This is a genomic window from Gluconobacter sp. P1D12_c, from assembly GCF_018812105.1.
In the GTDB taxonomy this organism is placed as follows: Bacteria; Pseudomonadota; Alphaproteobacteria; order Acetobacterales; family Acetobacteraceae; genus Gluconobacter; species Gluconobacter oxydans_A.
The window spans coordinates 1-476 of the sequence record NZ_JACSIQ010000407.1 but is presented as its reverse complement, the minus strand read 5'-3'; the positions used below and the strand labels follow the sequence as shown (position 1 = coordinate 476).

At 45.8% G+C, this 476-nt stretch carries 1 protein-coding gene; it reads right to left on the bottom strand.

What is annotated here, in order from left to right:
* Nucleotides 1-476 (bottom strand): hypothetical protein (locus KP705_RS17400; protein WP_215765187.1); only part of this gene is annotated, 476 nt, incomplete at both ends.

Sequence of the window (476 nt, the reverse complement as noted above, 5' to 3'; positions counted from 1 at the left end):
GACAGGGTTCAGAGACGTTATAGAAAGCATGATGCGGGAGCATCAGCCCAACAATCTTATTCTCCATCTGCTCGAATTTTATTTCATCACCAACGATGACACGACCATCAAGAGAAGGCTCAACACAGAGAGCCATAGCAATATCGGGCCCGAACATATCCAATGATTTAGGGACACCTATCGTGGCTTCGCCTTCATCACGCTTCGTGAAAAGCTCAGCATCATTGATGACACGCTTCTTCATCATCTTCAGAGATCCATCAGACTGATCTCGAACGATGCGAAGCCTCTCATCATTAAGAGACCCCTTGAACTCCTTAAACGATCCGTACCTCTGTATCAGTCGCGTATTGAGTGTCTCATTATAGAACCACTCAAGATGGCCATCCTCCATCGTCTCAATATCGTTCGGCTTAGTCACATATTTTGTGACCTCATCAACAGACTCAAGAGTTCCCGCATCCTTAACAATGCAC